Origin of the sequence: Streptomyces sp. TRM68367 (assembly GCF_014495685.1) — a bacterium.
In the GTDB taxonomy this organism is placed as follows: domain Bacteria; phylum Actinomycetota; class Actinomycetes; order Streptomycetales; family Streptomycetaceae; genus Streptomyces.
In genome coordinates this window covers 26,630-49,646 of sequence record NZ_JACTVI010000027.1, presented here as the reverse complement: position 1 = coordinate 49,646, position 23,017 = coordinate 26,630, and the positions used below count along the sequence as shown (strand labels likewise).

Genomic DNA, 23,017 nt, shown 5'->3' with positions numbered 1-23,017 from the left:
GCCTTCCTCGCCGGCATGGCACCCGATCGCCTGCCTACTTGATCAGGGCATTCGCGACAATGATCACCAGGCCGATCAGCATGTCCAGACCCCCTGCCCGGCACGAGGACGGCCATCCGTGCCCGGCGGTGCGGGCGGCCCAGGCGCCCCAGCCGAACAAGGCGACGGTGTTGAACAGCAGGGCCGCGTCCACTGCCGTGGCCTCTGCCCACCACCCGGCTACCGCGGCGAGCAGTATCCCCACCGTGGGCAGGACGGCGGCGACCAGGGGCCACTCGGCGAGCACCAACCGCCGTCTGCTCGTGGTGGCTGCCCTGTCGACGGACGCACGCTGGGCGATGACGTGCGCGTACCCATGGGCAGCGCCCGACGCCAGCGCGGTGAGCAGGACCCACAGCGCGTCCGGACCGGGATCGGCCTTCTCGCCCGTCGCGTCCAGCGCGGCCACCAGGGCGCTGGCCAGCACCAGTCCGTAGATGCCGCTGAACATCGAATGCTCGGGCGGCCGGTGCCGCGAGATCCACCCTGGTGCGACGGTCTCGGGGCGGACATGGTCGGCGTGGTCGGGCATCGTATCGCCTCGGTGCGGGAAGAGGGCTGGGTCCGCACATGCTCACCCGCGTGGCGTCAGGGAACACGACGCCACGCGCTGCTCGCATGATTGTTGTGCCCTGTGGGCTCGTAACACGATCTTGGGCGGGTCTTCTTGAGGCGCCTCCGGCAGATGAGGCCGCAGGCGAGGGAGACGAGGGCGTCGTGCAGGCCGAGGCGCCTTTCCCAGCGGACGGCCAGGCGTTCGAAGTGGTGCAGGAGCGAGCAGGTCTGCTCGACGACGTAGCGGAGCTTCCTCAGGCCCTTGATGTTCGGGTCGCCCTTGCGGGAGATCACCAGCAGGATCCGGCGCCGGCGCAGCTCGCGGCGGTGGGGTTGCTGTCGTATCCGTTGTCGCCGAGCAGGGCGTCGGGACGCCTGCGCGGTCGGCCTGGTTTGTCGGCCACAGGCGGGATGCCGAGGTCGCCGACCCGCCGGGGGACCGGTGACCTGGAACGCCTGGAGCACCTCGGCACCCTGCTCACCTATCAGGGGTGCGGCGCCGCCGCCCACCGGCGTGTGTGACGCCTCGGCTCCCGGCACGCGCGCGTTCACGGTCCCCCCGCGCGCTCGCTGTCGTAGGCCCCCGCAGCGCCCGCTCACGGCAGCCGCCCCCCGGCCGCCTTGCGGCACGCCTCCGCATACCCCCGCACCAGCGCCCTGCCCCCGGCCTCCCGCCGCCACGCCAGGACGTAGCGGCTCGGGGACAGCCCCCGTACCGGGCGGGTCGTCACGCCGCCCAGGGTGATCAGCGGGGCGTTGCCCGACGCCACCAGGCACACCCCGAGGCCCGCGACCAGGGCCTCGTACGTCTCCTCCGTGCCGGCGATCTCCGCGCCGATGCGCGGCAGGCGGCCGGCGCGTTCGTCGAGGGCGAGCCAGAAGTCGCGCAGTGGGCCCGCGCTGGGCGGCAGTGCGAGGAACGGCTCGTCGGCCAGGTCCGCGAAGTCCACCTCCGCGTGCTCCGCCAGCGGGTGCGTGTCGGGCAGGGCGACCAGGCGGGGCTCCTCGGCGACCGCCGTCCAGCCGTAGCGGCCGGCGTCGGGCAGCGGCAGCCAGACGAACGCGACGTCCGCCTCGCCGTCCGCCAGGCCCGCCGTCGGGTCCTCCCAGCCGACCTGCCGCAGCCGCACCACCACCTCCGGGTGCGCGGCCGTGAAGCGGGAGCGGATGGCGGGGAGCAGCCCGCCGCGGCCAGGGCTGGTGCTCATGCCCACCACCAGCGTGCTGCGCTGCGCCGACCGCACCGCCTCCACCGCCGCCGCACCCTCGGCCCAGGCCGCCAGTACCCGCCGCGCGTGCGGCAGCAGGGCGGTACCGGCCTCGGTGAGGGTCACGCCGCGCGGCTCGCGCCGGAACAGCTCCACGCCCAACTGCCGTTCCAGCGCCCGTACTTGCTTGCTCAGCGCGGGCTGCGACACGTACAGGCGCTCGGCGGCGCGGGTGAAGTGGAGCTCCTCCGCCACCGTCACGAAGTAGCGCAGGTCCCGTAAATGAACGTCCGTCGACATAACCAACGGTTATCAGTGTGGGTCTTGGACGGGCAACCGGCCCCGGCGGCAGGCTGGTCCACGCAACGGCGAAGAGCGAAACAGCGAAGCAGGGCGAACCCATTCAGGAGCGGGCATGAACAAGGTGTGGCTGGTCACCGGCGCGAGCAGCGGTTTCGGACGGGCGATCGCAGAGGCGGCCCTCGCGGACGGCGATGTGGTGATCGGTGCGGTACGGCGGCCCGAGGCCCTGGACGACCTCGTCGCCGCCCACCCCGACCAGATGGAGGCGCTGCGTCTGGACGTCTCCGACACGGGGGCAGCCGAGGCGGCCGTGCAGGACGTGGTCGCGCGGCACGGGCGGATCGACGTCCTGGTCAACAATGCCGGCCGGACTCACGTCGGCGCCTTCGAGGAGACCACCGAGGACGAGTTGCGGGCGCTGTTCGAGGTGCACGTCTTCGGGCCGGCCGCCCTCACCCGGGCCGTGCTGCCGCACATGCGCGAGCGGCGCTCGGGCGCGGTCGTGCAGATGAGCAGTATGGGCGGGCAGATGTCCTTCGCGGGCTTCTCGGCGTACAGCGGCACCAAGTTCGCGCTGGAGGGCATGTCCGAGGCGCTCGCGGACGAGGTGCGGGACTTCGGCATCAAGGTGCTTGTCGTCGAGCCGGGCTCCTTCCGTACGGGTCTGTTCGAGACGGGCCGGGCGGGCGCCAGTCCGGACAGCGGTCTGTACCCCAAGGTGAGTCAGACCCGCGGCTTTGTCTCCGGCGGCGACGGCACCCAGCCCGGCGACCCGGCCAGGGCGGCGGCGGTCATCCTGGCCGCGCTGGCGGCTGAGGAAACCCCGCTCCGGCTGCCGCTGGGCGACGACGGTGTCAGCGCGGTGCTCGGCCACCTCGACCAGGTCCGTGACGAGGTCATCGCCTGGGAGAAGCGCACTCGCGCCACGGGCTTCGACGACTGAGAGCCGCCACCGGCCAACGGCAAGGGCCCTGCGCATCCGTGCAGGGCCCTTGTGCAATTCCTGTGAAGGCCTCAATCTTTCGGCTGACGCACAGGAGCCGTTTCGATTGACATGACCATGTCTTCGGCTGCTCCCGATGGGCGTGTACCACCCCGCCAGTGCACCACCGACTGAGGAGGATCCCTCATGGCACTGCGTCACACCCGCCGAAGACTGTCCGCACTCGGCGCGGTGACCACCGCGGCGCTCGTCGCGGGCCTCGTCTCCGCCCTCCCCGCCGACGCGGCCGAAGGCCGTATCCAGTACGACGGCGCCGCGAACGCCGTCGCCGACAGCTACATCGTCACCCTCAGGACCGAGCAGGCCGCCTCCGGGCGCGGCCGGGCCCTCGCCGAGAAGTACGGCGCCGACATCGAGCGCACCTACACCAAGGCCCTGAACGGCTATGCCGTCGAGGCCTCCGAGACCGAGGCGAAACGTCTCGCCGCCGACCCGGCCGTCGCCTCCGTCGTCCAGAACCGCACCTTCACCGTCACCGGCACCCAGCCCAGCCCGCCCTCCTGGGGCCTGGACCGCATCGACCAGCGGAGCCTCCCGCGCGACAACTCCTACACCTACCCGGACACCGCCGGGCAGGGCGTGACGGCGTACGTCATCGACACCGGCGTGCGCATCACCCACAGCGACTTCGGCGGCCGCGCCTCCTACGGCTACGACGCCATCGACAACGACAACACCGCGCAGGACGGCCACGGCCACGGCACGCACGTCGCCGGCACGGTCGCCGGGAACGCCTACGGCGTCGCCAAGCAGGCGAAGGTCGTCGGCGTCCGCGTGCTGAACAACTCCGGTCAGGGCACCACGGCCCAGGTCGTCGCAGGTATCGACTGGGTCGCCCGCAACGCCGTCAAGCCGGCCGTCGCCAACATGTCCCTCGGCGGCCCCGTGGACACCGCCCTCGACACCGCTGTACGCAATGCCATCGCCTCCGGTGTCACCTTCGCCGTCGCGGCCGGCAACGAGTCCGTCAACGCCGCCACCCGCTCACCCGCACGCGTCACCGAGGCCATCACTGTCGGCGCCACGACATCGAGCGACGCCAAGGCGAGCTACTCCAACTACGGCTCGGCGCTGGACCTGTTCGCCCCGGGCTCCTCCATCACCTCGGCCTGGCGCACGAGCGACACGGCCACCAACACCATCTCCGGTACGTCGATGGCGAGCCCGCACGTGGCCGGAGCGGCCGCCCTCCACCTGGCCGACAACCCCACGGCCACCCCCGCCCAGGTCGCCTCCGCGCTGACGGCCGCCGCCACCACCGGCGTCGTCACCAGGCCGGGCAGCGGCTCGCCCAACCGGCTGCTGTACGTCGGCGGCGGTACGACGACCCCGCCCGGCCCGCGCTTCGAGAGCACCGCGGACTACGCGATCAGCGACAACTCCACGGTCGAGTCACCGCTGGCCGTCACCGGCGTCTCCGGCAACGCGCCCGCGTCGCTCGCGGTCGAGGTGCACATCCAGCACACGTACATCGGCGACCTCCGGGTCCAGCTGATCGCCCCGGACGGCACGGCGTACACGCTCAAGGCGTACGGCGCCGGCGGCAGCGCGGACAACATCGACACCACGTACTCCGTGAACGCCTCCGCCGAGGCCGCGGGCGGCACGTGGAAGCTGCGGGTCAGCGACAACGCGCGGCAGGACACCGGGAAGATCGACGCCTGGGCGCTGCAGTTCTGACGCCCTGTCAATCCCGCACCGCGTAGGTGTCCTCGTCCTCGCGGAAGGGCTCCGGGTCGGTGACCCAGCCCGCCGCGAGGACGAGGCGTGAGTGACGGTGCAGCGCCAGGAAGCCGAACGGCCGGCCGAAGGTGGCCTCGACGACGGTCGTGCGGTAGCGGAGTTCCGGTATGCCTGCGCCGGCTGCTGGGAACACCGTCACCGCGGCGGCCTCGAAGCCGCGGGCGCCGAAGCGGGCGAGCGCCGACTGCCGGGCCGATTCGATGAACAGGGGGAAGGCGGCGATGCCGGGAAAGTGGCCGGTGATGGCCTGGCTCGCGGACGTGAGGCCGAACAACTCCGGCTGCCTGAGCAGGTCGTGGTCCGCCGCCACGTCGTACGCCACGGTCCTGACGTCCAGCGTCGGCGGATCGGGTCTCATGCTCGACACCTCGACGACCCGCAGGCCGGGGCCCGCGTCTCCGCACGGCAGCTGCGGGCCCGGTACGACCGGGTGGCTGCCCGCGAGGAGGTCCACCCCCGCGCCGAGCACCTGGCCGGGCGTCATCTCCTCCTCGCCGAGCAGCAGATGCACGTCCACGGCGTTGTCGCCGAGCACCTTCAGCTCGGTGACCTGTCCGTGCGGTGTGTCCGCCACGGCGACCCGGTCCAGGAGTGCGCTTCTGCGGCGCAGGCCCCGCAGCACGCGGTCGCGCCACGGCCCGTCCGCCGGCTGCCACGGCACCTCGTGGAAGGGCCGCAGCCACCGCGTCCGCAGCGCCAGCGCGCTCGCCAGCACCAGTTCGGTGTCCTTCGTCAGCCGTACCGGCATGCGCTCGATGAGTCCGCCGGTCCGCTTGGCCGCCCAGGCGTCCAACGCCTCCCGGTCGGCCGCCACGTCCCCGGTGAGCACGCCGTGCGCGTCGGCGGGCAGCCCGGCCGCCCACGCCTCCCGCAGCTCCAGCGTGCGCTTCGTCCACAGTCCCAGGGCCGCGTCCAGGCCGCGTGCGGAGTCCAGCGCGGCGAGCAACTCCCGCGCCGCCGCCCCCGACTGACCGCCCGACCGCCCGCCGGGCAGCCCGACCGCCTCCGTCAGCTCCGCCCGTGCCGCGCCCGCCGCGCCGTCGGCCAGAAGGGCGAGCAGCGGCCAGACCCCGGCGGCCGAGAAGACCGTGCTCTGGCGAACTTCCCCCGCCCAGCGGGTGGTCAGGGCGTTCACCGCCCGGATCGTCGCTTTCGTCACCTGCATTCCGCCCCCCTGTGCCGTCCGCTTACGATGCGCCCAGCCGCACACCGGTTCTTCACCGATCCCGCCTCAGCCAGGAGCACGGTACCCGTGTCCATACCTCCGCCCTCCGGGCCCCACCAGCCCCAGCACCCGCACAGGCAGCCGCCCGGCCCCTGGGGCCAGGGACCCGGTCCGTACGGCCCGTATCTCTACGGCTCGAACGGCACGTACGGCGCCCCGCCGCCGGTCAACGGCGTGTCCATCGCGGCGCTCGTCCTCGGGCTCCTGTGCTTCCTGCCGGCCGCCGGGCTCGTGCTGGGACTGATCGCGCTGCGCCAGATCCGGCGGAAGGGCGAGCGCGGCCGGGGCATGGCGATCGCCGGGTCCGTGCTGTCCTCGGCCGGACTCGCCCTGTGGGTGGTGTCGCTGTCCACGGGCGTCGTGGCGGACGCCTGGGACGGGCTCAGGGACGCCGTGCGCGGCAACGAGAGCCTGACGCTGCGCAAGGGCGAGTGCTTCGACTCGCCGGGCGGCATGGAGGGGGACACGTACGACGTCGACCGGGTGCCGTGCGGCGGCGCGCACGACGGGGAGGTGTTCGCCGTCGTCAAGCTCTCCGACGGCCGCTTCCCGGGCGACAGGTCGGTCGCGGACACCGCCGACGAGCGCTGCTACGCGCTCCAGGACACCTACGCCATGGACACCTGGGCCGTACCGAAGGAGGCGGAGGTCTACTACCTGCTGCCGAGCCGCGAGACCTGGACCCTGGGCGACCGCGCGATCACCTGTGTGTTCGGCAACGCGAACGAGTCGGGCCACCTGACCGGCTCGCTGCGCGAGGACGGGACGACGCTCGACGGCGACCAGGTCGCCTACCTCAAGGCCGAGCGCGTCCAGAACGCCGCGCTGGAGTCGGCGCCCGACACCGAGTACGTCGAGGACGACCTCGGGGGCCACCGGGCCTGGGCCGGGCGGGTCTCGGCGGCGCTCGCCGAGCAGACCCGGATGCTGCGCGGGCACCGCTGGCCCGCCGGCGCCGAGCGGCCGGTCTCGGACCTGGCCGCCGGCCTGGACAAGGCGCGCCAGGAGTGGGCGCGGGCCGCCAAGTCCCCCGACGTCGACACCTTCTACGAGCACTACGACAAGGCCTACGACCTCATCACTCCCCAGAGGTCGGTCACCGCACGCAAGGCTCTGGGCCTGGCCACCACGCCGCCGGCCTACGAGGAGAGCGGTGAGAGCGGAGGCGGAGACTCCGGTGCCGAGGTGTGAGCGAGGCCATAGCGGGGAGAAAGTGCCTGGGTAAAGCCCTCTGCGGCCTCAAGTCATCACATCGGGTGATTCTCTGGCCTTTGCTTGCTTGGCACAACCTACCGTTGCCACGCTGTTGCTGTCTGTACAACCTGATGGGAGCGGCCAGTGACATTCGGTGAGCAGCCGGCGTACCTGCGTGTCGCGGATGATCTCCGCAAGAAGATCGTTGACGGTCTGCTGCCCCCGCACACCCGGCTCCCCTCGCAGGCCAGAATCCGAGAGGAGTACGGCGTCTCGGACACCGTCGCCCTGGAGGCGCGCAAGGTGCTCATGGCCGAGGGGCTGGTCGAGGGCCGCTCCGGTTCCGGGACGTACGTGCGCGAGCTGCCCGTGCCCCGCCGGATCGCCCGCTCCGGCTACCGCCCGTCCAGCGGCGCCACGCCCTTCCGGCAGGAGCAGGCGGACGCCGCCGTGCGCGGCACGTGGGAGTCCAGCAGCGATCAGGCCGAGGCCAGCGGTGCCATCGCCGAGCGGCTCGGGATCCAGGCCGGTGACCCGGTGATGTGCACGAAGTATCTCTTCCGGGAGGCCGGCGAGGCGATGATGCTCTCCACGTCCTGGGAGCCGCTCGCCGTGACCGGCCGTACGCCCGTGATGCTGCCCGAGGAGGGTCCGCTCGGCGGCATGGGCGTCGTCGAGCGCATGCGCGCCATCGACGTGATCGTCGACAACGTCACCGAGGAGGCCGGCGCCCGCCCCGGCCTCGCAGAGGAACTCCTCCTCCTCGGCGGCGTCCCCGGCCATGTCGTCCTGGTCGTCCAGCGCACGTTCTACGCCTCCGGCCGCCCCGTAGAGACGGCGGACGTGGTGATCCCGGCGGACCGGTACCGGGTGTCGTATCACTTGCCGGTGAAGTAGTGCGCTCCGCGCGACGGCGGCCCGCGAAGTGACATAGCGCACGCTGCGCGCGGGCCCGCCCGCTGTTCCTGCTTTCCTCCCTCACCCCACGGCCGCACTGATCCGGCCGTTCTCACCGGCGTTCCCGCGGGTCGCCCTGGCCCGTCTCCGGCATGTCGCCGCCCCGAAGCGCAGGCGCGTGAAGGGGTGCACGCGATTCCTTACGCCCGCTGAATGCTGGCCGGTTGCCTACCTCTTTGTAAAAAGCCGTATTCGGTGCGTGAAGGTAAGGCGTAGGCTCGGGCATATGCGCATTGCGGTTTCCTTAGCGGGTGGGGCACGGCATGAGCCGCGGACGGGGAGTGGAGGGGCGCGATGAGCGACAGCACGGTGACTCTTCCCTGGCTCGTCGTTCGCCAGGACGACAACGGCAATCGCTACCGCGTCGGCCGGTACGCGACCCGCATCGAGGCCGAGAAGATAGCGGACAGCCTCGACAGCAGCGGACACCGGCAGACGTATTCGGTGGAGCGGGTCGGCCAGAACGGCACGGCGGCGACGGACAACTGACGGGCCGACGCCGTCGCGGGGTGCAGGGGGCGAGGCCCCTGCCGGGGTCCGGGGCGGAGCCCCCGGAGGCAGCGAGCTCCTGGCTGGTCGAGTCGGGCAGTGGTCGGGGTTCGGGGGCGGGGGCTTGCTCACCGTTACCCTCCCGGCATGCTCAAGCGAATCGTCGTCGGCGCCGCCGTACACCACCGTGGACGCCTGCTCGCCGCCCGCCGCAGCGCCCCCGCCGACCTCGCCGGCCGCTGGGAGCTGCCCGGCGGCAAGGTCGAGGAGGGCGAGGCGCCCGAGCTCGCGGTCGTCCGGGAACTGCGCGAGGAACTCGGCGTCGAGGCCGAGGCCGGCGACCGCGTACCCGGCGAGTGGCCCCTGAAGCCGCCGTACGTCCTGCACGTCTGGACCGCCCGCCTCCTCCCCGGCTCCGCCGCCCCCGAGCCGCTGGAGGACCACGACGCCCTGCGCTGGCTCACCCCCGACGAGATCTGGGACGTGGACTGGCTCGACCAGGACGTCCCGGCCGTCCGCGACACCCTGATCCACCTCGGCCTCACTCTCGGAGGAACGGCCGGCGCGTGAGGCCCGCCAGGGGAGCGCGCCGTACGGGCCATCCACCGAGGGCACCCGTACGCCGTTCGTGCCACAGTGCGCCGCTCCGGGCGGTACTGCACCCCGGATATCGGGTATGTGCCCATTAACCCCACGAAACCAGACATGGGTGGGCTGCTTGCCTGGGAAGTGATCGGCGTGATCGACACCGAAGACGACTGCGCCGAATGGACCTTTCCCGCGGACCCCGGCGCCGTGCGCACCGCCCGCGCCGCCGTCCGCGGCCAGCTGCGCCACTGGGGCCTGGACAGTGTCGGTGACATCACGACCCTGCTGGTCAGCGAGCTGGTGACCAACTCCCTGCGGCATGCCATCGGCCCCATCGGCGTCCGTCTGGTCCGCCCCTCGGACCTGAACGGCGTCCTGCTGGTCGAGGTCTCCGACTCCCTCCCCGACCCGCCCCGCGAGCGCCACGCCCGTCCCGACGACGAGAGCGGCCGCGGTCTGCAACTGGTCGCCTCCTCGTCCCGCCGCTGGGGCACCCGCCCCGGCCACACGGGCAAGACGGTGTGGTTCGAACTCGCGGTACCCGGCTGAAGCCGCCCCGGTATCCGGCGGAAGGCGACCCACCGGTATCCGGCCGATCCGGCCCTGCGCCGAGCCGCCCGCCCATCGGTGCCGATCGATGGTGAACCCGCCTCGCGGCGGCACCGTGTCCTTGTGCAGCCGTAACAATCGTGTCCAGCCTCCGGGTCGGGCCGGCAACGGTTGACCGGGTGCGTGATTCGACGACGTGTCCCCTGGTTAGAAGACTGGAAGTGTTCTTGCGGCCCGGTCCAAAAACCATCGGGACCGTGCTGTGATCGTGAACACCGTGTTGTGCGGCACCGTAGTGCTGGATACTGCGGGCAGCCGCCCCCGGTGACCGGTGCCGGACGCGGTGAGCTGGAGGGGACGGTTCGCGTGAGCGAGATACCAGCGAAGGCCACGGAGTCCGAGGACCCGTCGGACGGCGCGAGGTCGAGGGGCGACAGCGGCCCCGCTTCCGACGCCGCGGGTGCTCTTCCCGGCGAGGGTGTGCCGCCCGGGGACAGCATGTGGCAGAGCAGTCCGCCCGGCTCCATCTACGACTACATCAAGGTCGCCTCCTTCTCCATCGGCCCGGACGGGCTCGTCGACCAGTGGAGCCTGCGCGCCGAGCAGCTCTTCGGCATCCCCGCCGAACACGCCGTCGGCATGGACCCCATCGAGGCGTTCATCGACCCCGACCTGCGCGAACAGGGCCAGCGGAAGATGGCCGAGATCCTCGACGGCCGGGAGTGGACCGGCGTGGTCCCCTTCCGGATCCCGGACTCCGCCGGTGGGGGTGCCTCCCTGCCAGAGCGAAACCGAGAGCTTGGGGGAGAGCGCGGGCAGGAGGGGCTGGCCGAGGTGTACGTCATGCCGACGCGCACCGAGGAGGGCGAGAAGGCCGCCGTCTGCATCGTCGTGGACGTACGCACCCTGCGCGGCATCGAGACCGACCTCGCCGCCGCGCAGTCGATATTCGGCCAATCTCCCTTCGGCTTCCTGCTGATCGACCCCGACCTGCGGGTCCGCCGCGTCAACCAGCGGTTCGCCTCCACCTTCGGCGGCACCCCCGACGACCACCGCGGCCGGGGCGTCCACGACTACCTGCCGCGCAGCGAGGCCGAACGGGTCGCCGCGACCCTGCGCCGGGTGCTGGAGACCGGCGAGTCCATCACGGACATGAACATCACCGGCTACCTGCCGGGCAGGGACGACCGCCGCCACTGGTCCGTCAACCTCTACCGCGTGCACAGCGGTTCCGGCCGCCCCATCGGCGTCGCCTGGCTCGGAAACGACGTCACCCGTCGCCGCGCCGCCGCCCGCGAGGCCGCCGCCGCGCGGCGCAATCTCGCCCTCCTCAACGAGGCCGGCGCCCGGATCGGCAACTCCCTCGACCTGGAGACCACCGCACGCGAACTCCTCGACGTCGTCGTGCCCGGCTTCTGCGACCTGGCCACCGTCGACCTCTACCAGGGGCTCCTGGTGGGCGACGAGACCCCGCCGGGCCTCGCCGACGGCAGCGCGGAACTGCGCCGGGTCGCCTTCGCCAGCGCCGTCTGCGACGTGCCCTTCGCCGGTGCAGGCGAGCCCGTCGCGGTGGGCGCGGTCCACCACTACCCGTTCAACTCGCCCTGCGCGGACGCCCTGCGCACCGCCCGCCCGCGCAACGTCTCCGGCGAGGACGGCGGCCTCGTGCAGTCCACGCTCGCCGTGCCGATGGTCGCCCATGACACGGTCGTAGGACTGGTGCAGTTCGCCCGGACGAAGGGCAGTGAGCCGTTCGGGGAGCGGGACCGCGCCCTGGCCGTGGAGCTCGCCGCGCGGGCCGCCGTCTGCATCGACAACGCCCGCCTGTACCGGCGCGAGCACGAGCGCGCGCTGATACTGCAACGGTCCCTGCTCCCGCCCGGCGACCCGGAGGCCTCCGGCCTCGACATCGCCTGCCGCTACCTGCCCGGCAACGCGAACACGGGCCGTCCCAGCGAGGTCGGCGGCGACTGGTTCGACGTGATCGAACTGCCCGGTCACCGCACCGCGTTGGTCGTCGGCGACGTCATGGGCCGCGGCCTGCGCGCCGCCGTCGCCATGGGCGAACTCCGTACGGCGGTCCGCACGCTGGCGCAGCTCGACCTCGAACCGGCCGAGGTGCTGTCCCAGTTGGACGAGATCGCGCGCGGTCTCGGCGCGCCGGGCGGTGTCCAGCAGGCGACGCGGGCGGCCCGCCGGCCCCGCGAGGCGGACCTGTCCGAGGTGTACCTCGCGACCTGCGTGTACGCCGTCTACGACTCCGTCACCAGGCGCTGCACCTTCGCCAACGCGGGCCATCTGCCGCCCGTGCTGGTCGAACCCGGCGAGCCGGCGCTGATGCTCGACGTGCCGCCGGGCATGCCGCTCGGCGTCGGCGGGGAGCCCTTCGAGGAGGTCGAGGTCGAACTTCCCGAAAGCGCCCTGCTCGCGCTCTACACGGATGGACTGGTCGAAAGCCGCGACCAGTCCATCGATGAGGGCCTGGATGCCTTGGTGGGGGCGCTGAGGGACCCGGCGCACCCACTGGAGGACGTCTGCGACCACGTCCTCAACACCCTCGACACCCACCACGGCGAGGACGACATCGCATTGCTGATGGCACGCGTACAAGGGCTGCCCGCCGAGTCCGTCGGCGACTGGACCCTGCTGCGCGAGCCGCGCAGCGTGGGCCGGGCCCGTGAGTACGCCCGGGCCCAGCTGCTCAGCTGGGACATGGAAGAGCTGGTCGACACCACGGAGTTGCTGGTCAGCGAGCTGGTGACCAACGCGCTGCGGTACGGCGAGGGCGAGATCAGAGTGCGTCTGCTGCTCGACCGCACGCTCGTCTGCGAGGTATGGGACTCGGGGCTGGTCCAGCCGCGCCGCCGCCGCGCCCGCGACACGGACGAGGGCGGCCGTGGGCTCCAACTGGTCGGCCTGCTCAGCGCGGCGTGGGGCTCACGCCGTACGCCGCGCGGCAAGACGGTGTGGTTCGAACTCCCGCTCCCGGGCGGCGACCGCACCCTCACGGATCCGGCGGAGGCCCTGCTGAGCCTGTTCTGACTCGGCACGGCTCCCGCAACAGCATCTTCCGATGTCCCCGATCACCGCGCGCCTGCACGCGCCCGCCACTGCGACCGCGCCGGCCCTCACCCTGCGCCCCTGGACTCCGCAGGACGCCGCCGAACTGGCCGCGCTGCACCGGGACGCGACCCTGCGGCGCTGGATCACCGGGGCCGTGGACGACGAGGCGGGCGCTGCGCGGTGGCTGCGCGAGCAGCGGCGGGGCTGGGAGTCGGGACACCAGTACGCGTTCGCGGTCGTGGAACCGCACGGGGACGGGGAGAACGGCGGACGGCTGGCGGGACACGTGATCCTCAAGGACGTCACGCCGGGCGCCGAGTCCGCCGAGGTCGGCTACTGGACAGCCGCCCACGCCCGAGGCCGCGGCGTGGCCACCCGCGCCCTGCACACCCTGACCGACTGGGCGTTCACCACCTTCGCCGCGTCCGGCCTGACCCGCCTCACCCTCCTGCACCAGGCGGACAACACGGCCTCATGCAGTGTGGCCCGCAAGACGGGCTACGACTTGACCGACCTGCTCCCGCCCGCCCCGCCCGCGTATCCGGCGCAGGGGCATCTGCATGTGCGGCATGCGTAGGGCGGCAGGGGGAGGCCATGCGGGCCGGGTGCGGGGCTTCCGGGCGACAGGGCCGCAGGGCTCAGTGCGGCGGAGGTGTTCCCCGGCGGGTCCGGGTGTCCGGGCCGCCGTAGGAAGGCGGTGCGAGGGAGCCGGACGCGGCCGGCCCGCCGTCCGTCGGCGTTCCGGTCAGGAGGATGCCGCCGAGGACGGCCCCGCCGATGCCGCTCGCGTGCTCGGCCGGGCCCACGACCGGGGTGCCGTGCAGCCGTACGTCCTGTTCGGCCAGCTCGCGGGCCTGCCGGGCGAGGGCGTCGGCGGTGGACGCCTCGACCGGCTCGGTGCCGAGCAGTCGCTGTGCCTCCGCCAGCCGCGTACGGGCCGTGGCCCCCACCGCGCCCCGATGGGTCGTGACGTAGTCGGACGCGGCGGCAACGGCGCTCCGGGCGACGAGCACCCCGGCGACCGGCACCACCGCGGCCCGCCCCGTGGCCAGCGGCTCCACCGCCCGCACAATCCGCCGCAGCACATCGAGCGGGTCGTACACCCCACCGACGACCTCCTCCCGCACGCTTCCCAGCGCGAAGTCGGCATGCACCACCCGCGCCCGCAACTCACCCAGGGGCACATCCACCGCCCCCGCCACGGCCGCCGGACCCGGCATACTCCGACTGCCCTCGACGGCTCCCGGAGCTGGGCCGGTCATCCCCGCCGCGCCTCTCGCCGTCCCCTGATCCGCCCCCGCCACGGGCGCCGGACCCCGCAAACCCCGGCTGCCCTCGACCGCCTCCCGCGCCGTACCCGGCACGCCTCCGTCGCCTCCAAGCGTCTCGTCAGCCGCGCCCGGCACGCCTCCGTCGCCTCCGACCGGTGCCTCAGCCGCACCCGCTACCCCCGCTCCGCCTGCCGTCGTCTTCTCCGCCGCACCAGCCACCCCTGCGCCGCCTCCCACCGTCTCCTCAGCCGAGCCCGCCACCCCCGCCCCCGCGGACCCGCCCCCCTCCAGCACCACCCCCGAAGCCCCGGCCGCCGCCACCTCTACCGCCCACGCCAACCGCTCCCGCGCCCCCGCCACCTCCACCTCCGCCCCGGTCAACGCGGCCGGTATCAGTTCCGTCGCCTCGGACAGTTCGGTCGCGAGGCGTTCGATGGCGTGGACGAAGGTGGCTGTCTGGGCGATGGCGGACTCGGCGGTGCGCAGGCGGGCGGCGGCGCGGAGGTGGTCGGCGGCGTCTGCGGACTGGTGGGCGTCGTTGAGCCGGGCCGTGGCGAACACCAGGCGGTCCTTGGCCTGTTCGGCATAGCCGGTGACCGGGGTGCTCGCCGACGGCCCGTACCGTTCGGCCAGCTCCGCCAGCACACCCTCCGCGCTCCCCGTCCGCGCCGTCAGCTCCCGGAACCGCGCCTCCGCGAGCGCCAGCGCCTCCCGGACGCCCTCCCCCTGCTCCAGCCCGCGCATCGCGTCGAACCCGGCCGCCGCCGCGTCCAGCCGCCGCCCCGCCTCCTGGCACCGCCCGACGATCCCCGCGAGCGCCTGCCGCCGGGCCGACTCCTCCGCGGGGACCCCCTCGTCGTACCGCTGCCGCATCCCGAACGCCGCCGCCAGCTCACCCTCGGCCTCTCGCAGGGCCCGCGCGAAGGGCTCCACGGCCGCCGTACCGGACCGGGCCTCGGCGAAGGCGAGTTCCTCCCGGCTCGCGCGCACGCAGTCGTCCGCCTGGACCAGCAACCGCCGCGTCCGTTCGTCCAGTTCACGGAGGGCGGCAGGCCCGTGCGCCGGCGGCCCGGCCGGCGCTCCGCCCGGTGTCGTACGGATCCGGGCCCGTCGGGTGCGCCGTACGTACGCGTACGCCGCCAGCACACCCACCACACCCAGCGTGGCGACCGGGAGGATGAGGTCGACGGGGGAGGTCTCGTCCTGCGCGTTCGTCGTCGCGCTCGCGACCGGCCCGGCCCCCGTGACCGGCGCCGGCGCATCCACCGCCTCCGTCACCGCGGGCAGCACTAGCCACGCCGCCCCGACGGCAGCGCCCAGCACGGCATGCGCCACTCGCACGGATATATGCGAGTCGGCCCGCCGCGGTCGGCTCCGGGACGAGGGAGATGTCACATTTCGGAGCGTATGAGCAGGAATGGCGTGGCGCGAGCGGGGGACCTTCCGGTCGTGGTGGGCGTACGGTGGCCGGTCCGGGGCCGCCGCCGACAGCCGAGGAGACCGGGTTCGTGACCGCCACCCGCAGGACGCTCACCCGCGACGCCCGGGCAGCGCTGGCCCGCGCGGCCGTCGGCCCGCGGCGCACGCTCGATGCCGTGGAGCGCCTGCGCGGCGACACCGAGAAGCCGACCACGTCCTGATCACGCCCGACGGGCATCCGGCCCTGATCGACATCGAGGGACTGATGTACTTCGACGTGGAGCAGGAGCACGTGTTCCTGCGCCTGCGCTTCGGCAGGCACTACGAAGCCCTGCGCGCCGAGCACAACCTCCAGGAGGCGCTCAGCCGGCTGAGGAACGCCTCCTGATCTTCGAGCCGAGCCACACCAGCGGGTCGTACTTACGGTCGACGGCCCGTTCCTTCAGCGGGATCAGCGCGTTGTCCGTGATCTTGATGCCCTCGGGGCAGACCTCCGTGCAGCACTTGGTGATGTTGCAGTAGCCGAGCCCGTGCTCGTCCTGGGCGGTGGTCTTGCGGTCGAGCCCCTCCTCCGCCGCCGCGTCCAGCGGGTGCATGTCCAGCTCGGCCACCCGCATCAGGAACCGCGGGCCCGCGAACGCCTGCTTGTTCTCCTCGTGGTCGCGCACCACATGGCAGGTGTCCTGGCACAGGAAGCACTCGATGCACTTGCGGAACTCCTGCGACCGGTCCACGTCCTCCTGCATCATCCGGTACTCGCCGGGACCGACCCCGGCCGGCGGCACGAAGGACGGCACCTCCCTGGCCTTGGTGTAGTTGAAGCCGACGTCCGTGACGAGATCCCGTACGACCGGGAAGGCGCGCAGCGGCGTCACGGTGATCGTCTCGTCCCGGTCGAAGACCGACATGCGCGTCATGCACAGCAGCCGGGGGTGGCCGTTGATCTCCGCCGAGCACGAACCGCACTTGCCGGCCTTGCAGTTCCAGCGCACGGCGAGGTCGGGGGCCTGGGTGGCCTGGAGGCGGTGGATGATGTCGAGCACCACCTCGCCGTCGTTCACCTCGACCCTGAAGTCCTCCAGGCCGCCGCCCTGCACATCGCCCCGCCACACCTTGAAGCGGGCCTCGTAGCTGCTCACTCGTACAGCTCCTCTTCGGCGAGGTACTTGACCAGCTCTTCCTTGTCGAAGAGGGCGAGCAGGTCGGCGCGGATGGGTTCGGTGGTCTCGCGTTCCAGGGCGATCTGGCCGCGGACGGAATACGTCGCCGCCAGCCCGGCCGTGGGGTCGGTCAGGGCGCACAGCAGGTTGATCCGGCGCCACTTGCGGTCCATCGACGGATGGTCTTCACGGGTGTGCCCGCCGCGCGACTCGGTGCGCTCCAGCGCGGCCCGGGCCACGCACTCGCTGACCAGCAGCATGTTCCTGAGGTCCAGCGCGAGGTGCCAGCCCGGGTTGAACTGCCGGTGCCCCTCGACCCCGGCCCGCCGCGCCCGGACCCGCAGCTCGGCCAGCTTCTCCAGGGCCTGCTTCATCTCGGTCTCGCGGCGGATGATGCCGACCAGGTCGTTCATCGTCGTCTGGAGTTCCTGGTGCAGGGTGTACGGGTTCTCCGGCGGGCCCTCGGCGGGCCGCTCGCCCTCCACCCCGGCCTCGGCCGAGAAGGGCCGCAGTGCCTCCGCCGCCGCCGAGTCGACCTGTACGTCGTCCACCCGGGGCCGTTCCCCGCCCGCGGCCGTCGCGTACTCGGCCGCGTGCCAGCCCGCCCGGCGCCCGAACACCAGCAGGTCGGACAGCGAGTTGCCGCCCAGCCGGTTGGAGCCGTGCATGCCGCCCGCGACCTCACCGGCCGCGTACAGCCCCGGCACCCCGCGGGCGGCGGCCGTGTCGGACTCGACCGCGATGCCGCCCATCACGTAGTGGCAGGTGGGCCCGACCTCCATCGCCTCCGCGGTGATGTCGACGTCGGCCAGCTCCTTGAACTGGTGGTACATCGATGGCAGCCGCCGTTTGATCACCTCGGCCGGCATCCGCGTCGAGACATCCAGGAAGACCCCGCCGTGCGGCGAGCCGCGCCCTTCCTTCACCTCCGTGTTGATCGCCCGCGCGACCTCGTCCCGGGGGAGCAGCTCGGGCGGACGCCGGTTGTTGTCGGGGTCCTCGTACCAGCGGTCGGCCTCGTCCTCCGTCTCGGCGTACTTCTCCTTGAAGACGTCCGGGATGTAGTCGAACATGAACCGCTTGCCGTCGGAGTTGCGCAGCACGCCCCCGTCGCCGCGCACCGACTCGGTGACGAGGATGCCCTTCACCGACGGCGGCCAGACCATGCCCGTCGGGTGGAACTGCACGAACTCCATGTTCAGCAGGGGCGCCCCGGCCAGCAGCGCCAGCGCGTGCCCGTCGCCGGTGTACTCCCACGAGTTCGACGTCACCTTGAAGGACTTGCCGATGCCGCCCGTCGCGATCACCACGGCGGGCGCCTCGAGGACGAAGAAACGGCCGGACTCGCGCGCGTACCCGAAGACCCCGCTGACCTTGCCCCCGTCTTTCAGCACCCGCGTGACCGTGCACTCCTGGAAGACCTTCAGCCGGGACTCGTAGTCCCCGGTCTCCTTGAAGTCCTCCTGCTGGAGCGCGACGATCTTCTGCTGGAGCGTGCGGATCAGCTCCAGGCCGGTCCGGTCGCCGACGTGCGCGAGGCGCGGGTACTCGTGGCCGCCGAAGTTGCGCTGCGAGATCCGCCCGTCCTTGGTCCGGTCGAACAGCGCGCCCCAGGTCTCCAGCTCCCACACCCGGTCCGGTGCCTCCTGTGCGTGCAGCTCCGCCATCCGCCATTGGTTGAGGAACTTGCCGCCGCGCAGGGTGTCGCGGAAGTGGACCTGCCAGGTGTCGTTCTCGTTGGCGTTCGCCATTGCCGCCGCGATGCCGCCCTCGGCCATCACCGTGTGCGCCTTGCCGAACAGCGACTTGCAGATCACGGCCGTACGGGCGCCGCGCTCGCGCGCCTCGATGGCGGCGCGCAGCCCGGCTCCGCCGGCGCCGACCACGACGACGTCCCATTCCTGCCGGTCGACCACGGACATCAAAAGGCCTCACTCATCGGACTCATCAGAAGAAGCGCGGATCGTCGAAGACACCGGACGCCACGAGATAGACGTAGAAGTCGGCGAGCGCCACGCTCACCAGCGACGCCCAGGCGAGCAGCATGTGCCGGGCGTTGAGCTTGCCCACCCACTGCCACATCCGGTAGCGCACGGGATGCTTGGAGAAGCTCTTGAGCTTGCCGCCGACGATGTGCCGGCACGAGTGGCAGGACAGCGTGTAAGCCCAGATCAGCACGATGTTCGCGAGGAACACGAGCGTGCCGAGGCCCATGTGGCCCCACTCGTAGTTCTCGTCGCGGAAGGCCAGCACGGTGTCGTAGGTCAGGATGGCGGCGACGAGGATCGCCGCGTAGAAGAAGTACCGGTGGATGTTCTGCAGGACCAGCGGGAAGCGGGTCTCGCCGGTGTACTTCCTGTGCGGCTCGGCCACCGCGCAGGCCGGAGGCGAGGCCCAGAAGCCCCGGTAGTAGGCCTTGCGGTAGTAGTAGCAGGTCAGGCGGAAGCCGAGCGGGAAGATCAGGATGATGATCGCGGGGGAGATGCCCCACCAGCTGCCGAAGATCTCCCAGTTGGGCCCGGCGCGCATGGGCTCGCAGCGCTCCGCCAGGCAGGGGGAGTAGAACGGCGAGACGTACGGCGCGGCGTAGTAGTCGGCGTCGGCGAAGGCCCGCCAGGTCGAGTAGACGATGAAAGCGAGCAGACCGGCCGCGGTGGCGGCGGGCGCCAGCCACCAGCGGTCGGTCCGCAGGTGCGGGGCGGTGATCGCGGCGCGCGTGGCGGTCCGTACGCCGCCGCTGGTGGGATGGGGTTCGGTGGCTGGAGGTTCGGTACCAGTGGCCAACTCTTGACTCCCGCGTCGTTGGGGGATCGGTTCGCCCTCGGCTCAGGGTGCGCGGCGGTCGCGGGCGCCGAGTCCCTCGTCGTCCGAGTCCGTCCACAGCGACGGGTCGTACGGCGTGTCGGGGATGGTGACGAGGTCGGGGCGCTTGGGCGCGGCGGGCTTTTCGCCGGGTTCGCCGGCCGCCTCGCGCAGCAGCTCGACGCTTTCGCGCAGGTGGTTGATGTCGGCGCGGACGCGGCGCATCTCCAGGCCGCCGCTGCCGATCTGCTTCTCCAGGCGCCCCACCGACCGGAACAGGTCGTCGAGGCTGCGCTGGACTGATGTCAGGTCGTCGTGCACGGACATGACTTGCCCTCACTTCCGCGGGTCCTTGGGCCCAAGGCGGCAACGCTCATGCGCCTGCGAGTGTTGCGCGTCACACCTGCCGGTGGGAAGGCGTGTGCACCGATTGGCTGGTGTCTGTTGGTGTGTACGAGTGCCGGACGGGCTGAGAGTGTTCGACAGGTGCTCGCATGTGCGATTTTGTTGGGCCGTGCGGGTGGGGTTCCCGCAGCGTGCCGCCGTGTCGCCGTGGGTTGCTGAACCCTTTCCTCTTCAGTGTGCCGTAGATCTGATCAGCTCCAAAAGCCCCCAAACGTGATCATAAACCCTCTCCATCGGTGACGCGGCTCCCGGAGGTACGCAGTGATGTCCCACAACGGCGTCCGACTGCGCGCGGTCATGCGCTCGGTTGCCTTTCTGACCGCGGGGGCGCTCGCCGCGCCCGCGCTGACCGCGTGCGGGTCCGAGGATCCGGCCGGCAAGCCGCTGGCCGGGCAGGACATCGCGCCGGCCGCCCGCTCCCTGGTCGCGGACGGCGGCACCCTGCGCTGGGCCGTGGACTCCGTGCCCGACACCCTGAACACCTTCCAGTCGGACGCCGACGCGACCACCACCCGCGTCGCCCAGGCCGTGCTGCCGTCGATGTACCGCCTGGACGCCGCCGGGCGCCCCGGGCGCAACCCCGACTTCCTGGAGTCCGCAGAGGTCGTCGAGACCGAGCCCAAGCAGGTCGTGCTGTACAAGCTCAACCAGCAGGCCGTGTGGAGCGACGGCCGGGAGATCGGCGCCGCCGACTTCGCCGCCCAGTGGCGCGCCCTGTCCGGCAAGGACACCGCCTACTGGACCGCCCGCAACGCCGGCTACGACCGCATCGAGCGGATCGAGCGCGGCAAGGGCGACCTGGAGGTCAAGGTCACCTTCAGGCGCCCGTACACCGACTGGCGGTCGCTGTTCTCGCCCCTGTACCCGAAGGACGTCATGGGCACGCCGGACTCCTTCAACGAGGGGGCGCGCCGGAAGCTCAAGGTCACCGCCGGTCCCTTCACCCTGAAGAAGGTCGACCGCACGGACGACGAGATCACCCTCGTCCGCAATCCGCGCTGGTGGGGTGATCCGGCGAAGCTGTCGCGGATCGTGCTGCGGGCGGTGCCGCGTGACAAGCGGTCGGCGGAGCTGGCCAAGGGCACGATCGACCTGGCGGAGATCGACCCGGCGGCGGCACGGCGCATCTCGGTGGCGGCCGGGCCGGAGGGCCGCGGAAGGTCCACAGGGCCCAGCGGCAGCCAGGGACCCCAGAGCAGCTCCGAGAGCTCCGAGAGCTCCGAGAGCTCCGAGAGCTCCGAGAGCTCACAGGGCTCTCAGAGCTCCGAGAGCTCCGGTGGCTCCGCGGATCCGAAAGGCTCCCAGGACTCCTTGGGCTCCGCGAGTTCTCCGCACGAGCGTAAGCCGCAACCCCTGCGCGGCTTCGAGGTCCGCAAGTCGCTGGAGCCGGCCTACACCCAGCTCGCCCTCAACGGCGCCGACGGTCCGCTCGCCGACGAGCGGGTCCGCCGGGCCGTGGCCCGCGCCCTCGACCGCAAGAAACTGGCCGAGGCGGTGCTGAAGCCGCTGGGTCTGCCGGCGGTGCCGGTCGGCAGCCACCTCGCGCTCTCCGGCCAGGCCGCCTACGCCGACAACAGCGGCGCGCTCGGCGGCCAGGACACCAAGGAGGCGCGGGCGCTGCTTGCGGACGCCGGGTGGGTGCGGGGCGGGCCGATCAAGGAGCAGAAGAAGGAGGAAGCGGCCGGCGCCGAGGGCGAGAAGACCGGCAAGGGCAAGGGCTCGGAGAAGGGCTCCGGGAAGTCCGAGGAGGAGTCAGGGGGCGGCGACGACGGGACGTACATCGTCGGCGAGGACGACGGCGACGGCAGCGGCGAAAGCGGCAGCGAGAGCACTGGCGACGGCGGCAGCGGCAGCGAGAGCACCGGCGACGGCGGCAGCGAGGGCAGCGGCGGCGAGGCGAGCGGCGACGGCAAGGCGGCCGGAGGCGCGCCTCGCGAGGCGGACCGGGAGAAGAAGCCGAACCAGCACACCGGCGAGCAGCGCAAGGCGCAGGGCGGTGCGCCCGGCGCGTACGCCCCCAAGGGGACCGCCGCACCGGCCGGCGCCGTGGACCGGCCGCTCGCCAAGGACGGCAAGCCGCTGACCCTCCGCTTCGTACTGCCCTCGGGGGACGGTTCGCAGAACCTGCGCACCGTGGCCGACCGCATCGCACGCATGCTGAAGCGGGTCGGTATCGGCACCGAGATCTCCAAGGTCGCCGACGAGAGCTACTTCAAGGACCACATCGCGTCCGGCCAGTACGACCTCGCCCTGTACTCCTGGCCCGCGTCCGCCTTCCCCGCCACCGACGCCCGCCCGATCTACGCCAAGCCGGTCCCGGCCGCCGACGGCTCCCTGAACGTCGAGCAGAACTACACCCGCGTCGGCACGGACCAGGTCGACCAGCTCTTCGACCAGGCGATCGGCACGCTCGACGAGCACGAGTCCCGCTCCCTGATCCGCAAGGCCGACTCCCGTATCTGGGCGGCGGCCGGCTCGATCCCCCTCTACCAGCGCCCCCAGCTCATCGCCGCGCGAAAGACCCTCGCCAACACCGGCGCCTTCGGCTTCCAGACCCCGGTCTACGAGGACATGGGCTTCCTGAAGAAGGGCGCGAAGCCGTCGGCGAGCCCGTCGGAAGGGTAGGGCCCGACCGCCCGCGCCCCCCGCCGGCCGCCGCTTCGCAACGACGCGGAGCGGCGGCCGGCCGCACGATCGGGTGAACCGGCGCACGGTCGGCCTTGGGCGGCCCGCCTGCGCTAGACGGCGGCACGATTGCGCTTCGCGCTCGGCGAGGCGGTGCGGAAACAGCGGCAGGACCTCGGGCTTTCACCGCACGAACTCGGCCGCAGGGCGGGCATGACCCAGTCGGCCGTGGCGCGGTTCGAGAGCGGCGGTACCGTACCGACGATCCCCGTCCTCGACCGCCTCGCCCGGGCGCCCTGGGACTCGAACTGAAGGTGGAGTTGTCGCCCCAGGCCAAGAGCGCCTGACCCCGACGAGCGGGGGGTCTGGGGGCTGCCAGCCCCCAGAAGCGCCCAGGCCAACGCCGGGCACCCTCAAAG

Annotated in this window: 22 protein-coding genes; 13 read left to right on the top strand and 9 right to left on the bottom strand. The window is 72.3% G+C overall.

What is annotated here, in order from left to right:
- Window positions 1-34: 34 nt before the first annotated feature.
- The 3 genes from H8R17_RS19435 to H8R17_RS19425 form a co-directional block, all read right to left on the bottom strand.
- Window positions 35-571, bottom strand: coding sequence for a hypothetical protein (locus H8R17_RS19435; protein ID WP_187824475.1), 537 nt, complete (start codon window positions 569-571; stop codon window positions 35-37).
- 56 nt (window positions 572-627) lie between these two features.
- Window positions 628-888 (bottom strand): hypothetical protein, encoded by a 261-nt coding sequence (locus H8R17_RS19430; RefSeq protein ID WP_187824474.1) that lies wholly within the window; start codon window positions 886-888, stop codon window positions 628-630.
- Between the two features lie 302 nt (window positions 889-1,190).
- The gene (locus H8R17_RS19425) at window positions 1,191-2,102 is read right to left on the bottom strand and encodes a LysR family transcriptional regulator (protein WP_187824473.1); all 912 of its coding nucleotides are present in this window, start codon (window positions 2,100-2,102) and stop codon (window positions 1,191-1,193) included.
- Window positions 2,103-2,217: 115 nt separating this feature from the next.
- Here H8R17_RS19425 and H8R17_RS19420 point away from each other — a divergent pair, with 115 nt between their 5' ends.
- Window positions 2,218-3,048: an oxidoreductase gene (locus H8R17_RS19420; RefSeq protein ID WP_187824472.1), complete on the top strand. Its 831-nt coding sequence runs from the start codon at window positions 2,218-2,220 to the stop codon at window positions 3,046-3,048.
- 186 nt (window positions 3,049-3,234) lie between these two features.
- A complete protein-coding gene (locus H8R17_RS19415; protein ID WP_187824471.1) occupies window positions 3,235-4,788 on the top strand; it encodes a S8 family peptidase in 1,554 nt (517 codons plus the stop codon).
- 7 nt (window positions 4,789-4,795) lie between these two features.
- On the opposite strand, the gene H8R17_RS19410 is transcribed toward H8R17_RS19415, so the two are convergent.
- Window positions 4,796-6,016 (bottom strand): serpin family protein, encoded by a 1,221-nt coding sequence (locus H8R17_RS19410; protein WP_187824470.1) that lies wholly within the window; start codon window positions 6,014-6,016, stop codon window positions 4,796-4,798.
- A gap of 87 nt (window positions 6,017-6,103) precedes the next feature.
- Between H8R17_RS19410 and H8R17_RS19405 the strand changes: the two genes are divergently transcribed.
- The 7 genes from H8R17_RS19405 to H8R17_RS19375 all read left to right on the top strand — a co-directional run bounded on the left by H8R17_RS19405 (window position 6,104) and on the right by H8R17_RS19375 (window position 13,493).
- On the top strand, window positions 6,104-7,267 hold the full coding sequence (locus H8R17_RS19405) for a DUF4190 domain-containing protein (RefSeq protein WP_316959451.1): 1,164 nt from the start codon (window positions 6,104-6,106) through the stop codon (window positions 7,265-7,267).
- A 147-nt stretch (window positions 7,268-7,414) separates the two neighbouring features.
- Complete coding sequence (locus H8R17_RS19400) at window positions 7,415-8,167, top strand: GntR family transcriptional regulator (RefSeq protein ID WP_187824468.1); 753 nt, start codon at window positions 7,415-7,417, stop codon at window positions 8,165-8,167.
- A gap of 354 nt (window positions 8,168-8,521) precedes the next feature.
- Window positions 8,522-8,716 (top strand): SPOR domain-containing protein, encoded by a 195-nt coding sequence (locus H8R17_RS19395; protein WP_187824467.1) that lies wholly within the window; start codon window positions 8,522-8,524, stop codon window positions 8,714-8,716.
- Between the two features lie 147 nt (window positions 8,717-8,863).
- Window positions 8,864-9,286 (top strand): (deoxy)nucleoside triphosphate pyrophosphohydrolase, encoded by a 423-nt coding sequence (locus tag H8R17_RS19390; RefSeq protein ID WP_187824466.1) that lies wholly within the window; start codon window positions 8,864-8,866, stop codon window positions 9,284-9,286.
- 135 nt (window positions 9,287-9,421) lie between these two features.
- Window positions 9,422-9,853, top strand: a complete 432-nt coding sequence (locus H8R17_RS19385; protein ID WP_187824465.1) for an ATP-binding protein — start codon at window positions 9,422-9,424, stop codon at window positions 9,851-9,853.
- A gap of 366 nt (window positions 9,854-10,219) precedes the next feature.
- Window positions 10,220-12,895 (top strand): SpoIIE family protein phosphatase, encoded by a 2,676-nt coding sequence (locus tag H8R17_RS19380; RefSeq protein WP_399476954.1) that lies wholly within the window; start codon window positions 10,220-10,222, stop codon window positions 12,893-12,895.
- A gap of 31 nt (window positions 12,896-12,926) precedes the next feature.
- The gene (locus H8R17_RS19375) at window positions 12,927-13,493 is read left to right on the top strand and encodes a GNAT family N-acetyltransferase (protein WP_187824463.1); all 567 of its coding nucleotides are present in this window, start codon (window positions 12,927-12,929) and stop codon (window positions 13,491-13,493) included.
- A gap of 61 nt (window positions 13,494-13,554) precedes the next feature.
- Here H8R17_RS19375 and H8R17_RS19370 read toward each other — a convergent pair whose 3' ends face one another.
- Window positions 13,555-15,528 (bottom strand): hypothetical protein, encoded by a 1,974-nt coding sequence (locus H8R17_RS19370; protein WP_187824462.1) that lies wholly within the window; start codon window positions 15,526-15,528, stop codon window positions 13,555-13,557.
- 167 nt (window positions 15,529-15,695) lie between these two features.
- Between H8R17_RS19370 and H8R17_RS46955 the strand changes: the two genes are divergently transcribed.
- Both H8R17_RS46955 and H8R17_RS19365 read left to right on the top strand, forming a co-directional pair.
- Window positions 15,696-15,827 (top strand): hypothetical protein, encoded by a 132-nt coding sequence (locus tag H8R17_RS46955; protein WP_262505364.1) that lies wholly within the window; start codon window positions 15,696-15,698, stop codon window positions 15,825-15,827.
- 44 nt (window positions 15,828-15,871) lie between these two features.
- Complete coding sequence (locus H8R17_RS19365) at window positions 15,872-15,994, top strand: hypothetical protein (protein WP_399476951.1); 123 nt, start codon at window positions 15,872-15,874, stop codon at window positions 15,992-15,994.
- Here the strand turns inward: H8R17_RS19365 and H8R17_RS19360 are convergent.
- The 4 genes from H8R17_RS19360 to H8R17_RS19345 are packed head-to-tail and all read right to left on the bottom strand — an operon-like array spanning window position 15,969 to window position 19,895.
- Window positions 15,969-16,745 carry a succinate dehydrogenase/fumarate reductase iron-sulfur subunit gene (locus H8R17_RS19360; protein ID WP_187824461.1) on the bottom strand — a complete coding sequence of 259 codons (777 nt, stop codon included), beginning with the start codon at window positions 16,743-16,745 and terminating at the stop codon, window positions 15,969-15,971. The genes H8R17_RS19365 and H8R17_RS19360 overlap by 26 nt on opposite strands.
- A complete protein-coding gene (locus H8R17_RS19355; protein WP_187824460.1) occupies window positions 16,742-18,688 on the bottom strand; it encodes a fumarate reductase/succinate dehydrogenase flavoprotein subunit in 1,947 nt (648 codons plus the stop codon). The genes H8R17_RS19360 and H8R17_RS19355 overlap by 4 nt, the downstream gene beginning before the upstream one ends.
- Before the next feature lie 25 nt (window positions 18,689-18,713).
- Window positions 18,714-19,550: a hypothetical protein gene (locus tag H8R17_RS19350; RefSeq protein ID WP_187824459.1), complete on the bottom strand. Its 837-nt coding sequence runs from the start codon at window positions 19,548-19,550 to the stop codon at window positions 18,714-18,716.
- Between the two features lie 42 nt (window positions 19,551-19,592).
- Window positions 19,593-19,895 (bottom strand): hypothetical protein, encoded by a 303-nt coding sequence (locus H8R17_RS19345; RefSeq protein ID WP_187824458.1) that lies wholly within the window; start codon window positions 19,893-19,895, stop codon window positions 19,593-19,595.
- Window positions 19,896-20,237: 342 nt separating this feature from the next.
- Between H8R17_RS19345 and H8R17_RS19340 the strand changes: the two genes are divergently transcribed.
- Together H8R17_RS19340 and H8R17_RS19335 are read left to right on the top strand one after the other, a co-directional pair.
- A complete protein-coding gene (locus H8R17_RS19340; RefSeq protein ID WP_187824457.1) occupies window positions 20,238-22,598 on the top strand; it encodes an ABC transporter family substrate-binding protein in 2,361 nt (786 codons plus the stop codon).
- Between the two features lie 129 nt (window positions 22,599-22,727).
- Entirely contained in the window at window positions 22,728-22,910 is a 183-nt protein-coding gene (locus H8R17_RS19335) for a helix-turn-helix transcriptional regulator (RefSeq protein ID WP_223125230.1), read from the top strand.
- The last annotated feature ends 107 nt before the right edge of the window (window positions 22,911-23,017 follow it).

Excerpts from the sequence above, each read along its gene's own strand:
- H8R17_RS19435 (WP_187824475.1), bottom strand. The coding sequence starts at position 571 with ATGCCCGACCACGCCGACCATGTCCGCCCCGAGACCGTCGCACCAGGG.
- H8R17_RS19425 (WP_187824473.1), bottom strand. The coding sequence starts at position 2,102 with ATGTCGACGGACGTTCATTTACGGGACCTGCGCTACTTCGTGACGGTG.
- H8R17_RS19420 (WP_187824472.1), top strand. The coding sequence starts at position 2,218 with ATGAACAAGGTGTGGCTGGTCACCGGCGCGAGCAGCGGTTTCGGACGG.
- H8R17_RS19415 (WP_187824471.1), top strand. The coding sequence starts at position 3,235 with ATGGCACTGCGTCACACCCGCCGAAGACTGTCCGCACTCGGCGCGGTG.
- H8R17_RS19410 (WP_187824470.1), bottom strand. The coding sequence starts at position 6,016 with ATGCAGGTGACGAAAGCGACGATCCGGGCGGTGAACGCCCTGACCACC.
- H8R17_RS19395 (WP_187824467.1), top strand. The coding sequence starts at position 8,522 with ATGAGCGACAGCACGGTGACTCTTCCCTGGCTCGTCGTTCGCCAGGAC.
- H8R17_RS19390 (WP_187824466.1), top strand. The coding sequence starts at position 8,864 with ATGCTCAAGCGAATCGTCGTCGGCGCCGCCGTACACCACCGTGGACGC.
- H8R17_RS19385 (WP_187824465.1), top strand. The coding sequence starts at position 9,422 with ATGGGTGGGCTGCTTGCCTGGGAAGTGATCGGCGTGATCGACACCGAA.
- H8R17_RS19375 (WP_187824463.1), top strand. The coding sequence starts at position 12,927 with ATGTCCCCGATCACCGCGCGCCTGCACGCGCCCGCCACTGCGACCGCG.
- H8R17_RS19365 (WP_399476951.1), top strand. The coding sequence starts at position 15,872 with ATGTACTTCGACGTGGAGCAGGAGCACGTGTTCCTGCGCCTGCGCTTC.
- H8R17_RS19355 (WP_187824460.1), bottom strand. The coding sequence starts at position 18,688 with ATGTCCGTGGTCGACCGGCAGGAATGGGACGTCGTCGTGGTCGGCGCC.
- H8R17_RS19345 (WP_187824458.1), bottom strand. The coding sequence starts at position 19,895 with ATGTCCGTGCACGACGACCTGACATCAGTCCAGCGCAGCCTCGACGAC.
- H8R17_RS19340 (WP_187824457.1), top strand. The coding sequence starts at position 20,238 with ATGTCCCACAACGGCGTCCGACTGCGCGCGGTCATGCGCTCGGTTGCC.